Annotated in this window: 13 protein-coding genes; 11 read left to right on the top strand and 2 right to left on the bottom strand. The window is 32.7% G+C overall.

The annotated features are described in order from the left end of the window. Positions 1–89: 89 nt before the first annotated feature. Entirely contained in the window at positions 90–305 is a 216-nt protein-coding gene (locus tag LQ677_RS09060) for a MurR/RpiR family transcriptional regulator (RefSeq protein ID WP_239748489.1), read from the bottom strand. Between the two features lie 125 nt (positions 306–430). Here LQ677_RS09060 and LQ677_RS09055 point away from each other — a divergent pair, with 125 nt between their 5' ends. From LQ677_RS09055 to LQ677_RS09040, 4 genes are all read left to right on the top strand, one after another. Further along, positions 431–1966: a PTS transporter subunit EIIC gene (locus LQ677_RS09055; protein ID WP_107572786.1), complete on the top strand. Its 1536-nt coding sequence runs from the start codon at positions 431–433 to the stop codon at positions 1964–1966. A gap of 15 nt (positions 1967–1981) precedes the next feature. After that, positions 1982–2650 (top strand): N-acetylmannosamine-6-phosphate 2-epimerase, encoded by a 669-nt coding sequence (locus tag LQ677_RS09050; protein ID WP_239748488.1) that lies wholly within the window; start codon positions 1982–1984, stop codon positions 2648–2650. Positions 2651–2652: 2 nt separating this feature from the next. Next, entirely contained in the window at positions 2653–3393 is a 741-nt protein-coding gene (gene nagB, locus LQ677_RS09045; RefSeq protein WP_232194102.1) for a glucosamine-6-phosphate deaminase, read from the top strand. Between the two features lie 104 nt (positions 3394–3497). After that, positions 3498–3836 carry a hypothetical protein gene (locus LQ677_RS09040; protein ID WP_228065195.1) on the top strand — a complete coding sequence of 113 codons (339 nt, stop codon included), beginning with the start codon at positions 3498–3500 and terminating at the stop codon, positions 3834–3836. A 619-nt stretch (positions 3837–4455) separates the two neighbouring features. On the opposite strand, the gene thiD is transcribed toward LQ677_RS09040, so the two are convergent. Next, positions 4456–5286, bottom strand: coding sequence for a bifunctional hydroxymethylpyrimidine kinase/phosphomethylpyrimidine kinase (gene thiD, locus LQ677_RS09035; protein WP_025904890.1), 831 nt, complete (start codon positions 5284–5286; stop codon positions 4456–4458). Between the two features lie 114 nt (positions 5287–5400). Between thiD and LQ677_RS09030 the strand changes: the two genes are divergently transcribed. From LQ677_RS09030 to LQ677_RS09000, 7 genes are all read left to right on the top strand, one after another. Further along, the gene (locus LQ677_RS09030; RefSeq protein WP_204171096.1) at positions 5401–6057 is read left to right on the top strand and encodes a uracil-DNA glycosylase; all 657 of its coding nucleotides are present in this window, start codon (positions 5401–5403) and stop codon (positions 6055–6057) included. Next, positions 6057–6392: a DUF5327 family protein gene (locus LQ677_RS09025; protein WP_107565237.1), complete on the top strand. Its 336-nt coding sequence runs from the start codon at positions 6057–6059 to the stop codon at positions 6390–6392. The genes LQ677_RS09030 and LQ677_RS09025 overlap by 1 nt, the downstream gene beginning before the upstream one ends. A gap of 20 nt (positions 6393–6412) precedes the next feature. After that, positions 6413–6775: a DUF423 domain-containing protein gene (locus tag LQ677_RS09020; protein ID WP_025904893.1), complete on the top strand. Its 363-nt coding sequence runs from the start codon at positions 6413–6415 to the stop codon at positions 6773–6775. Between the two features lie 50 nt (positions 6776–6825). Next, positions 6826–8304 carry an APC family permease gene (locus tag LQ677_RS09015; RefSeq protein ID WP_037589944.1) on the top strand — a complete coding sequence of 493 codons (1479 nt, stop codon included), beginning with the start codon at positions 6826–6828 and terminating at the stop codon, positions 8302–8304. A gap of 328 nt (positions 8305–8632) precedes the next feature. Then, the gene (gene murE / locus LQ677_RS09010) at positions 8633–10132 is read left to right on the top strand and encodes a UDP-N-acetylmuramyl-tripeptide synthetase (protein ID WP_239748472.1); all 1500 of its coding nucleotides are present in this window, start codon (positions 8633–8635) and stop codon (positions 10130–10132) included. A gap of 285 nt (positions 10133–10417) precedes the next feature. Then, positions 10418–11626 (top strand): sodium/glutamate symporter, encoded by a 1209-nt coding sequence (gene gltS / locus LQ677_RS09005; protein ID WP_037589945.1) that lies wholly within the window; start codon positions 10418–10420, stop codon positions 11624–11626. Between the two features lie 265 nt (positions 11627–11891). Beyond that, positions 11892–13058, top strand: coding sequence for an IS256 family transposase (locus tag LQ677_RS09000; RefSeq protein WP_239748464.1), 1167 nt, complete (start codon positions 11892–11894; stop codon positions 13056–13058). The last annotated feature ends 77 nt before the right edge of the window (positions 13059–13135 follow it).

Here is a 13135-nt window from a genome sequence, read left to right as displayed (position 1 = left end):
AATTCACCAGTTTGTTGTATAAGCGTTTGATGATATTCATGGATTCTTTTAATGAGCGGAACGTTTTGAATATCCGTCTTCTCATAAGTTTATTGAATATTGAACTTCATATCTTGAAAATGTTGATAGTTCAATTTATGACTAAATCTAGTAATGCTAGAAGTTGATACACCAATTGCATAAGCTAAAGAAGTAATTGTTGAAAAATGATCGCCAACTGGATGATCGAGTATAAATCTAGCAATCTTTTCATCGGACTTTGTGAAAAGGTATGAAAATTGTTGAATACGATTTTCAAAATTCATGAAGGACACCTCAATTTATAGAATAAATAACATTATAATTGAAAATATTTTTCAAAACAAATAATAAAGTTGACTATAATTTTCACGGTGTTATATTTAGGGTAAATAGGGAGGTAGGTGTTCGAATGAGTAAAATTTTTGATAAAGCACAGCAATTCGGGAAATCATTTATGTTACCTATAGCAATTTTACCTGCAGCAGGGTTGTTATTAGGTATCGGTGGTGCTTTAAGTAATCCAAACACGATTAAAGCATATCCGATTTTAGACGTAGATTTATTACAGTATATATTTATTTTGATGTCATCAGCGGGGAATATCGTTTTTGCGAATTTACCAGTATTATTCGCAATCGGGGTTGCGATAGGCTTAGCAAGAAGTGATAAAGGTACAGCAGGTTTAGCAGCAATGTTAGGATTCTTAATTATGAATGCGACGATGAACGCATTATTAACGATTACGGATAATGTTGCAGCACCAGAAGCATTAGCTAAAGCAGGACAAGGTATGGTACTAGGTATTCAAACTGTCGAAACAGGTGTGTTCGGTGGGATTATCGTCGGTATTATGACTGCCATGCTACACAATAAATATAACAAAATCACATTGCCACCGTTCTTAGGGTTCTTTGGTGGATCGAGATTCGTACCGATTGTAACGTCAATTGCGTCAATCGTACTAGGTGTTATTTTGTTCTTTGTTTGGCCAACGATTCAAGGTTGGATATTCAATGCGGGTGGTCTTGTTAATAAAACAGGAGTCATCGGGACGTTTATTTATGGATTTATATTACGTATGCTTGGGCCATTTGGCTTACATCATATATTCTACTTACCATTCTGGCAAACTGCACTTGGTGGTACGATGGAAATCAACGGGAAAATTATACAAGGGACTCAAAATATCTTCTTCGCACAATTAGGAGATGCAGATTTAACACATTATTATTCAGGTATTTCTAGATACATGTCTGGTCGCTTTATAACAATGATGTTCGGATTGCTTGGTGCAGCTTTAGCAATTTACCACACAGCTAAACCAGAGAAGAAAAAAGTTGTAGGTGGCTTAATGCTTTCTGCAGCATTAACATCATTCTTAACAGGTATTACAGAACCACTTGAATTTAGTTTCTTATTCATAGCACCAGTATTATATGTTATCCATGCAATATTTGATGGTTTAGCATTTATGATGGCTGACATATTTAACATCACTGTCGGTCAAACCTTTAGTGGCGGATTCATTGATTATATCCTCTTCGGTGTGTTACAAGGGAATAGTAAGACGAACTATTTATTAGTCATTCCTATCGGTATAGTTTGGTTCTTCTTATACTATGTTACTTTTAGATTTTTAATTACGAAATTTAACTTTAAGACACCAGGACGTGAAGATAGTGAAGCTGTTCAAACTGTTGAAGCAAGTGAACGTGCCGAAACAATTATTAAAGGTTTAGGTGGAAAAGAAAACATAGATACAGTCGATTGTTGCGCAACAAGATTACGTGTAACGATTAATGATGAGCATTTGTTTAACGAAGATCTCATTAAGACGACAGAATCAAGAGGTATCGTCAAAAAAGGAACAGGTATTCAAATCATTTATGGTCCGCATGTTACGACTATAAAAAATGAAGTAGAAGAAGCGTTAGAAAATCAATAAGGAGTGTTTTTATAAATGTTACCACAAGGATTAATCGTGTCATGTCAGGCTTTACCGGATGAACCATTACATTCATCTTTTATTATGAGTAAGATGGCATTAGCTGCATCTCAAGCAGGTGCTAAAGGTATTAGAGCGAATACGAAAGAAGATATTATTGCTATTAAAGAAGAAGTTGATTTACCGGTAATCGGCATTGTAAAACGTGATTATGAAGGTTCAAAAGTATTTATTACAGCAACTTCAAAAGAAGTCGATGAATTAATTGAAAGTGGTTGTGAAGTTATTGCGTTAGATGCGACGAAACAAGAAAGACCTAAAGAGTCACTTGAAGAACTTGTTTCATATATTAGAGCGCATGCACCAAACGGTGAAATTATGGCAGATGTCTCTGATTTAGAAGAAGCTATTCAGGCTGATAAATTAGGATTCGATTATGTAGGTACAACTTTAAGAGGTTATACAGAATATACAAAAGGTCATGTATTATACGAAAATGATTTTCAATTTTTAAAAGAAGTATTAGACAATGTTAACGCAAAAGTAATCGCAGAAGGAAACGTTATTACACCTGAAATGTTTAAACGTGTAACAGATTTAGGCGTACATTGTACAGTCGTTGGCGGCGCTATTACGAGACCTTTAGAAATAGCGAAAAGATTTATAAAAGAAATAGAGGGATAATTATGCAAATCATGAATTTAGGATCTAAAGAGGAAGCATGCCACTATGTTGCGAATGAGTTATTAAAGCAAATTATTTCAAATAAAAAAAGTGTGCTTGGATTAGCGACTGGTGGAACGATGGTTCGTGTATACGAACAACTTGTGAACTTGATTAGAATTAATGAAATTGATTTGAGTGAAATCACGACATTTAATTTAGATGAATATATTGGTATCGATTATGATCATCCAGAAAGTTACTACACATATATGCATGACGTACTCTTTAATCATTTACCATCTTGGAACGAATCGCGTATACATTTACCAAACGGTTCGGCAGAAGATTTAGACGCAGAAACAAAACGTTATGAAGCATTATTAGATCAAGAAGGACCAATAGATGTTCAAATTCTTGGTATTGGAGAAAATGGTCATATTGGTTTCAATGAACCAGGCACTCCATTTGATAGTGTGACAAGTATTGTGAATTTAACGGAGTCTACAATAGAAGCGAATAGTAGATATTTTGAAACAATTGAAGAAGTACCAGAACAAGCCATTTCAATGGGTATTCAATCTATTATGAAAGCTAAACGTATAATTCTATTAGCTTATGGACCGAAGAAAGCAGAAGCGATTAAACGATTATTAACAGGTGACATTACAACAGACTTACCAGCATCTGTTTTGTATAATCATCCTAATGTAGAAGTTATACTAGATAATAATGCGTATTTAAGTGAAGAAGAAGACATTTAGAGTAATAAGTAGTAGTAAAAATTCACTTGAATGATGATACTCTTTAAAGTACAATTACAACTGAGATTAGCCTCAAGAAATGGCGGGTGGAATTATTGGAAACAATGCGCATTTCATTTAACGATGAAGCGGTTTTAGATTATTGTAATATAATGGGATATCAGTATTATGAAGAAGTACCAGTTCAATACTTATTAAGCGTACTTCGAGAGTTTAATAGTTTTAAGCCATTTATGAGAAATGATACAAAACTTAAACAAATTAAAAGTGAGTTTGAACAGACAGAACGTATCATGACATTAGAAAATTACATCGCAGAATTAGAATGTTTAAATGAAACAAAAGAGGGAGATAATGCATTTTATCAATATCAAATGACATTATTTAAGAACCGCAAAGAAGTGGCGAAAGTCACAGCAGAATTTAGTATCATGAAATCATAATAGAAAAGCTGTACGCATGTGCGTATCGTATTGAATGAAGCCGAGACAAGAAACGTTGTCTCGGCTTTTGTTTATATTTGGGTGTTGATTGTGAGAATTCCATGTGGTGGACTCTTATCGTTAAAAGCAGTTTTGGCTGAAGGTGCAAATAGTAGGGCTGTTATTAGCAGTTTTGGTAGAAAGTGCAAATAGTGAGTGCCATGTTTACAGTTGTTACGAGTTTTGTAACTAAGGCTGTCCATAGTAACACTTCGTAGTAATTTTGTAAATAAGACGGCCGTTCGTAACATTTTGGCTGAGTTTTGTAATTAAGGGTGTCCTTAGTAACACTTTGGCCGACTTTTGTAATTATAGACGTCCTTAGTAACACTTCGGCCGAGTTTTGTAATTAACACCCCCGTTATGAACAAGTTTGGCGAGAAGTGTTCACAACGCCCCCGTTATGAACAAGTTTGGGCAGAAGTGTTCACAACGCCCCCGTTATGAACAAGTTTGGTAAGAAGTGTTCACAAGACCCTCGCGTTACTAACACTTCCTATTAAAACTACAAAAAAATGCCAACAAAGTCTAAGACCTTGTCGACATTATGAAGCTGTACGCACACGCGTACAGCTTTTTATTATACTTCTTCAGTATATACTTCTATTTTTTCGATACGGTTTGAAGCGCCGTGATCTACTGGACCTACGAAGTCGTTCATTTTCCAACCGTTTTTAATAGCTGATGCTACGAATGCTTTTGCATGTATAATCGCATCTTCTGGTGATTCGCCGTTTGCTAAGTTAGCTGTTGTTGCTGCTGCGAATGTACAACCTGCACCGTGGTTATAACTTGATTGGAATTTATCTGTTGATAATAGGACATGCTTTTGTCCGTCATAATATAAGTCATAAGCTTTATCTGATTCTAAAGCTTTTCCACCTTTAATGACAACATATTGTGCACCTAGTTCGTGGATTTTTTCTGCTGCTTTTTTCATATCATCAATTGAAGTTAGTTTACCTAAACCTGATAGTTGACCTGCTTCAAATAAGTTTGGTGTAACGACTGTTGCTTTTGGTAATAGTTCTTTAATCATTGCATCAGTATTTCCCGGGTTAAGTACTTCGTCTTCACCTTTACATACCATTACAGGGTCAACTACGAAAATTTCAGCGTCTGCTTCGTCATATGTTTGACGTGCACGTTTAATAATTTCTTCAGAACCAAGCATACCTGTTTTAATTGCATCTGGTCCGATTGAAATAGCTGTGTTTAATTGTTTATCTAGTAAATCAAGAGGTAATGGTGTTACGTCATGTGACCATGTTTGTGGGTCCATTGTAACGACTGCTGTTAATGCAACCATTCCATATGTGTCATGCTCTTGGAATGTCTTTAAATCTGCTTGCATTCCAGCTCCAGCACTTGTGTCTGATCCTGCTATTGTTAAGACTTTTTTTAATGCCATTGATGATTCCTCCCAATAATTCATATATTTCATCATATCACGTTTTTTAATTGTAAAAAATAGTTATGACCTTTTCTTGAGTGCTATGTTATCATTTTTATTGAGGTGAATAATATGGATTGGCAACAAATTTTTCATAAAATAAAATCCGAACATGATTTTTCTGAAATGGAGTCATTTTTAGAAGAAGCATATAAAAGTAAGACGATTTATCCTGATAGAGAAAATATTTATCAAGCATTTGATTTAACACCTTTAGAAAGTGTGAAAGTGGTTATTCTCGGTCAAGATCCTTATCATGGTCCGAATCAAGCGCATGGCTTAGCTTTTTCAGTACAACCAGACGCAAAATTCCCACCTTCATTAAGAAATATTTATAAAGAATTAGAAGACGATATAGGTTGTAAGAGAACGACACCTCACTTGCAAGATTGGGCTAAGGAAGGTGTATTACTTTTAAACACCGTCTTAACAGTAGAAGCACATCAAGCACATTCACATAAAAATATTGGCTGGGAAATATTCACGGATGAAATTATTAAACATGTTTCCAGTGAATTAGAAGATGTTGTGTTTATACTTTGGGGTAAACCTGCACAATCTAAGATCAAGCTTATTGATACAGAACGCCATCATATTATACAATCTGTACATCCAAGTCCATTATCGGCTTATAGAGGATTCTTCGGGTCTAAACCATTTAGTAAGACGAATGAATATCTTATTGCGAGTGGTAAAGAACCCATTAATTGGTGTGGAGGTGACATTTAATGATAAGTAGATCACAATTAATTGCTGCAATAGAAGAAGAACTCGTTGCTGCTGACAATGCTTCAACAAATGAAGTCTTTAATCGCCACATGCATGCCATTCATACGTTAAGTGGATTGGTAGATAAAGAAGACGATTTAACGCACGATATTAAAGTAGAACAAAATATTTCTTCAACACCTAAACCAACACCAAAAGCAAAACCACAAATTTCAGATGAAGAAATTAGAAAAATGGGTGGTAAAGTGCGTAACGAACCATCTGTAAATAAAACAGAAAATCAATTAACAACAGATGATGGTATAGGTAATGGAGATTCAATATTTGATTTTTAAATAAGAAAGGAAGATAACAAATGAAATTATTTATTATAATAGGTGCAATTAATGCAATGATCGCTGTAGCAGCAGGTGCATTTGGGGCACATGGTTTAGAAAATAAATTATCGGCTAAATACTTAGATATATGGGGTAAAGCAACAACATACCAAATGTATCATGCACTCGGTTTAATTTTAATTGGTATTATTTCGGGCACAACATCTATCAGTTTAAACGTAGCTGGATGGTTAATGACGTTTGGCATAGTATTCTTTAGTGGTTCATTATATATACTTGCTGTAACTCAAATTAAAATACTTGGCGCTATTACACCAATTGGCGGCGTGTTATTTATAGCAAGTTGGTTATTACTCGTAATTGCTGTTTGGAAAATTTAATTAAAGGTTAATTACGTTTCACGAAATTTATAAATAAGGGTGGAACATGTATGGCTAGGAAAAAGAAAGATTTATCAAGAGGAAATTTAGATCAGAACTTATCAGAAAAATTTGTGTGGGCCATTGCTTACGGCTCAAGTATAGGTTGGGGTGCATTTATACTACCAGGTGACTGGATTAGTCAGGCTGGACCATTAGGCGCTTCAATCGGTATATTTATCGGGGCATTATTGATGATTGTTATTGCCGTTAGTTACGGTGCATTAGTTGAAAAGTTCCCAGTATCAGGTGGTGCTTTTGCATTCGGATACTTAGGTTTCGGTAAATATGTATCATTCTTCTCATCATGGTTTTTAACTTTTGGATATATTTGTATCGTTGCTTTAAACGCCTCTGCATTTAGTTTGCTTTTTAAATTTATTATGCCGGGATTTTTAGAACAAGGTAAATTATATACAGTTGCAGGTTGGGATGTGTACATAACTGAAATTATACTATCATCACTTATATTGTTAATATTTGCTTGGATAAGTATAAAAGGTTCTAGTTTTTCAGGAAGTCTGCAGTATATATTCTGTGTGGTATTAGCAGTTGTTGTTATACTTTTATTTGCAGGATCATTTTTCACGCATGATTTTTCATTCTCAAATCTTAAGCCTGTTGTCAATAATGACATGGGTTGGCTTGCCTCAATCGTTGTAATTCTGGCAGTTGCACCATGGGCATATGTAGGCTTTGATAATATTCCGCAAACGGCAGAAGAATTTAACTTCTCACCAAGTAAGACGTTCAAGTTAATCGTATTTAGTTTGATTGCATCAGCGCTTACGTATGTGATGATGATACTTTTAACAAGTTGGTTGTTTAAAGATGCATCATCTGTAGGTGGAGATTTGTGGGTGACAGGTTCAGTCGTTCAAGAAGCCTTCTCGTTTGTTGGTTTAGCAGTATTAATCGTCGCAATATTGATGGGGATATTCACAGGATTGAACGGATTCTTTATGAGTTCAAGTAGATTGTTATTCTCTATGGGTAGAGCATCTGTTATGCCAAGCGTCTTTAAAAAGTTACACCCAAAATATAATACACCGTATGTAAGTATTATATTTATATTAGTAATGGCACTCGCTGCACCATGGTTAGGTAGAACAGCATTAACATGGATTGTAGATATGTCATCAACAGGTGTATCAATCGCTTATTTCATAACATGTTTATCAGCATTCAAACTATTTTCATACGATAAACGAAGCATGATGTATCATCCAAAATACAAAACATTTGCGATTATCGGTGCAATTATCGCTGGTATATTCTTAGGTTTATTACTTATCCCAGGATCACCAGCAAGTTTATCATTACCTTCTTATATCGCGTTGTTCATTTGGTTAGTGCTAGGTATTGTATTCTTTATGATAAGATACCCATCACTTAAGAAAATGACGAACGATGAGTTAAACTATTTAGTATTAGATAAAACAAAAGAAGAAATGATAGATTTGGAAGCCAAAACAGAAGTGAAAAAATAAAATATTAGAGAATAAGCAATTGAACGTTGCTTATTCTCTTTTTTTATCAATGCTACCATTTTTATGTTAAAAAGTAATAGATTGTAAATATAACTAGTTATTGTTAAATTTAAAATGATATTATGTAATAAAATGTGAATAAGTAATAGATAAAGTAGAGATTATATAAATCATATAGATACTACGAGCTATAAAAATTAATGTCTTCTTAAGTAAATAGACCGAAGATTAATTTAGTTAGAAATTTAAAATTGATATTAACACTAATAAAATTAATATATTAAAGGTGATAAAATTGCTAAGTATAGATACTATTAGAATCTTAAATGTGTTAAAAGAACATAATTTATTAAAAGTGATTGTTAAAAATGGAATGTATTACTATAAGCATCAAGATAATAAATTGTATGATCACATTTCATATAATTCTAAAGATATAAAAGGGAACACCTTGTTTTTTTGCAAAGGGAATACTTTTAAATATGATTATTTACGAGAAGCAATAAATAATGGCGTACATACTTATATTTCTGAAACTAGCTATCATTCAAGTATAGATAATGAATTTACTGAGGGAATCATAGTTAATGATATTCAAAAAGCGATGGCTGTTATTGCAATGGAATTCTATAATTATCCTCAAAATAAATTATCTATATATTGCTATACAGGAACTAAGGGGAAAACTACTACGGCATATTTTACAAAAAAATTATTAGATCATATTTATTGTGAAAATAAAGTTGCTATGTATACGACTATGGAAAATTCAATAGATGGCATTACATATGTTAAATCATATAATTCTACGCCAGAGTCTTTAGATTTATATAAAATGATGCATGAATCTACTCAAAAAGGAATAACTCACTTAGTGATGGAGGCATCCTCTCAAGGATATAAAAAAAATAGACTATATAATTTAAAATTTGATGTAGGAATTTTTCTGAATATTACGCCTGACCATATAAGTCCGGTTGAACATCCAGATTTTGAGGATTACCTATCATGCAAATTACAATTAATACACAATTCAAAGAAAGTAATTGCGAATTATGATAGTTCAGTATATAAAATTTTTGAAGAAATTTGTAAGGAAGAGAGAAAACCTATTTTAAACTTTTCTTCTGAAAATGAAAAAGCAGATTTTTATTTAAATATTAGAAATGATTTCTCATTTTCTATAACTAATAATATAAATAAATCTGTTTTAGACAACTTGAATATTTCGTTATTGGGAGATTTTAATATTTATAATGTGTTTAGTGCTATATCGCTAATTCAATCTGAATTTGATGGAGATGTTAATTTTAAAGATATTATAAAAAATATTAGAATACCCGGAAGAATGGAAAATATTACTTTCGATAATAAATATATTTATGTTGATTATGCTCATAATTATGTGAGTCTAGATAATTTAATTTCATTAGTTAAACAAAAGCATCTTAATTCAAAGGTAAATATTTTGATTGGTAGTACAGGAAACAAGGCTGAATCACGAAGGAAGGAATTTGGAAGTCTACTCAATTTATATGCAGATCATGTATTTTTAACTGCAGATGATCCGGATTTTGAATCACCTATGGAAATTTGTAATGAAATTGCAAGTTATATAGAAGATAAATCAAAGATTGAAATTATTATTGATCGTGAGCAAGCCATTCAAAAAGCTATAGCAAGTTTAAAAGACAATCAAGTTCTAATTATTGCTGGCAAAGGTGCTGATCCATATCAAAAAGTTAATGGTATTTATGAACCATATTTAGGAGACTTCAAAATAGCAAAGAAATTTATTACATCAAATAGCAAAGAAAGTAAAATTTGATTAATAAGATAAAGAGACGTAAATAATTGGTGTTGAAAACAATAAACGGTAGAAATTCAAAATTAAAATGAATTTCTATCGTTTTTCTAATTCTTTAGATATATAACTATGTGAATATTTTACAGTTATTTTTTAACAAAAGAAATTTGTATAATAATCTTTTTGTGAATTTATTTTATTTCTCATTTATAGAAGGTAGCATTATTTACTTGAGATAGGTATAATGTTCATCAGTGTTTGAAAACGATTTCTAGATAAAAATATAAGGTTTTAGGGGGAACGATGATGTTACAGTTTGATGCTGTCACAACTTTAGCTATAGCATGTGTCTTACTTTTATTAGGTGAGGGTATTGTAAATAAAGTTTCTATATTGAGACGTTTATGTATTCCTGCGCCTGTAATAGGCGGCTTGTTATTTGCTATTGTAGTTGCTATTTTACAATCATTAAATGTCATTACAATTAAATTAGATTCTGATTTTCTACAGGACTTCTTTATGTTGGCATTCTTTACAACAATAGGTTTAGGTGCGTCATTAAAATTATTAAAACTTGGTGGAAGAGTACTGATTTTATATTTTATTTTTTGCGGAATTTTAGCATTTTGCCAAAATGTAATTGGTGTTTCATTATCTAAAGTATTAAATATACCACCACTACTTGGCTTAACTGCTGGATCAATGTCCATGGAAGGTGGTCATGGTAATGCAGCGGCATACGGTAAGACTTTAGAATCATTAGGTGTAGACTCTGCGGTAACAGCGGCACTTGCAGCAGCGACATTAGGACTTGTTGCAGGTGGATTAATAGGTGGTCCTGTAGTTCGATATTTAATTAAAAAGTTTGATTTGAAACCTGGAGATGCTAAAGATACAGGTATAGATTTTAGTGAAGTGGGATATAACGAGAACTTACATAGTAGAATGAACCCTACAACAGTATTTATTGTTCAATTTACAATTATTGCAGTATGTATGGCGATTGGTACATATATTGGAGATGGATTTACGAATTTAACAGGAATAAATATTCCGGTATATGTTGGGGCAATGTTTGTCGCAGTTATCATAAGAAACATCTCTGATTACGGAAACTTAAACATCATTGATATGAAAATTACAAACCAAGTAAGTGATGTTTCATTAAGTTTATTCTTATCAATCGCGTTAATGAGTATTAAATTAACAGAAATTTATCAATTGGCGCTACCGTTAACAATTATTGTATTAGTACAAATTGTATTTATCGTACTATTCTCAGTATTTGTCGTGTTTAGAGGACTTGGTAAAAATTATGATGCAGCAGTTATGATAGGCGGATTTATCGGACATGGACTAGGCGCAACACCAAATGCCATGGCTAACTTAGATGTTATAACTAAAAAATTCGGTGCATCACCAAAAGCATATTTAGTAGTCCCAGTAGTTGGCGCCTTCCTAATAGATTTACTAGGCGTACCAATTGTTACATTATTCATCAATATATTTAGTTAAATATAGTTGGCAATGAGAAATACGGACCGATAAAAAAATTCACCGGTCCAGAAATGAGATTTCCAGGCCGATAAAATAAAATATCGACCCGAAAACAGGATTTCCAGGCCGATAAATAAAAATATCGACCCGAAAACGGAATTTACAGGCCGATAAATAAAATTATCGAATATGTCCATATAATTGTGTAATAAAAAAAGAGCCATATATAGCTCACTTTAGTACAATGTAATCGACTAAGAAAAAATTGTAGAGGTGACTATATATGACTCAATTAAATGTTAACTTAGATTATGAAGAATTGGCAAGTGCTATTTTTGGAAGTGATATGAATGCGTCTATGAAAACAATAGCTATGACTGTCATAAATGCATACATGGAAATGGAAAGAGACAAGTATGTTAATGCTGGATATAAACAAAAGAATTCAGGTAGAAACGCACAACGTTATGGCTATTATGAGCGTGATTTCCTGATGCCTATTGGCAATCTGACATTAAAAGTTCCAAGAACACGTGACGGTGAATTTACAACTGAAGTATTCAATCAATATTCACGTTCTGACCAATCCCTTATTTTAGCGATGACAGAAGCATATATTAATGGTGTTTCAACTAGAAATGTTAATAAAATTGTGGAATCCCTAACGGGAAAATCTGTGTCTAAATCCACTGTTTCAAGCGTAATAAAAAACCTAGATCCTGAAATCAAAGAATGGGCTGGTAGACCTATTGTTAGTCATCAGTATAAGTATGTATTTGTTGATGCTATGCACATTAAGGTAAGAGAGAATAATAAAATTGTTTCTAAAGGTGTTTATATCGCTATGGGTATCAATGAAAATAGAAAACGCGATATTATTGGCTTTAAAATTTCGAATCAAGAGTCTGAATTAGCTTGGTCAGAGTTTTTTGAAGACTTAAGAATGCGTGGTTTAACAACTCCTGAACTTATTATTTCTGATGCGCATTCTGGACTTATTAAATCTATTAAGTCACAGTTTATCGATTCATCTTGGCAACGTTGTACGTTCCATTTTCTTAAAAATATTGTAGAGAGATTCCCTAAAAAGAACTCTAAAGAAGCTAGAATGTTACTTAAATCAATATTCCAAGCACCAACATATCGTCACGCTGTTCAGCTCAAAGATGAATTCATTGCACAATATGAAAGTAATCCTAAGTATGTGGAAGCTATTAAAATATTGGATGAAGGCTTCGAAGATGCCTCACAATTCTATAGATTTCCTGCTCAACATCATAAAAATCTAAGAACTACTAATTCAGTTGAAAATATTAATATGCAACTCAGAAAACGAGAAAAAATAGTTAAAACATTCCCTAATCTAGATTCAGCTTTTAGATTAATTGGCGCAGTACTTATGGATATTCAAGAAAGATTTGATAAGTCTAACAGACCATTTATCGCTTAATTAAGCTACTTATTTTTAAAAAATAAGTAGTGATCAAACAACTATATCTGTTTAAAATTCAAAACAGACATAGTTGT

The organism is Mammaliicoccus sp. Q-M61, from assembly GCF_022386055.1.
Taxonomy (GTDB): domain Bacteria; phylum Bacillota; class Bacilli; order Staphylococcales; family Staphylococcaceae; genus Mammaliicoccus; species Mammaliicoccus sciuri_A.
Note: the sequence above shows the minus strand (reverse complement) of the source record. Positions and strands in the feature narration are given on the sequence as shown.

Bases quoted from the DNA above. Each gene is read 5' to 3' on its own strand.
- LQ677_RS09060 (WP_239748489.1), bottom strand. From the start codon at position 305: ATGAATTTTGAAAATCGTATTCAACAATTTTCATACCTTTTCACAAAG.
- LQ677_RS09055 (WP_107572786.1), top strand. From the start codon at position 431: ATGAGTAAAATTTTTGATAAAGCACAGCAATTCGGGAAATCATTTATG.
- LQ677_RS09050 (WP_239748488.1), top strand. From the start codon at position 1,982: ATGTTACCACAAGGATTAATCGTGTCATGTCAGGCTTTACCGGATGAA.
- nagB (WP_232194102.1), top strand. From the start codon at position 2,653: ATGCAAATCATGAATTTAGGATCTAAAGAGGAAGCATGCCACTATGTT.
- LQ677_RS09040 (WP_228065195.1), top strand. From the start codon at position 3,498: ATGCGCATTTCATTTAACGATGAAGCGGTTTTAGATTATTGTAATATA.
- thiD (WP_025904890.1), bottom strand. From the start codon at position 5,286: ATGGCATTAAAAAAAGTCTTAACAATAGCAGGATCAGACACAAGTGCT.
- LQ677_RS09030 (WP_204171096.1), top strand. From the start codon at position 5,401: ATGGATTGGCAACAAATTTTTCATAAAATAAAATCCGAACATGATTTT.
- LQ677_RS09025 (WP_107565237.1), top strand. From the start codon at position 6,057: ATGATAAGTAGATCACAATTAATTGCTGCAATAGAAGAAGAACTCGTT.
- LQ677_RS09020 (WP_025904893.1), top strand. From the start codon at position 6,413: ATGAAATTATTTATTATAATAGGTGCAATTAATGCAATGATCGCTGTA.
- LQ677_RS09015 (WP_037589944.1), top strand. From the start codon at position 6,826: ATGGCTAGGAAAAAGAAAGATTTATCAAGAGGAAATTTAGATCAGAAC.
- gltS (WP_037589945.1), top strand. From the start codon at position 10,418: ATGTTACAGTTTGATGCTGTCACAACTTTAGCTATAGCATGTGTCTTA.
- LQ677_RS09000 (WP_239748464.1), top strand. From the start codon at position 11,892: ATGACTCAATTAAATGTTAACTTAGATTATGAAGAATTGGCAAGTGCT.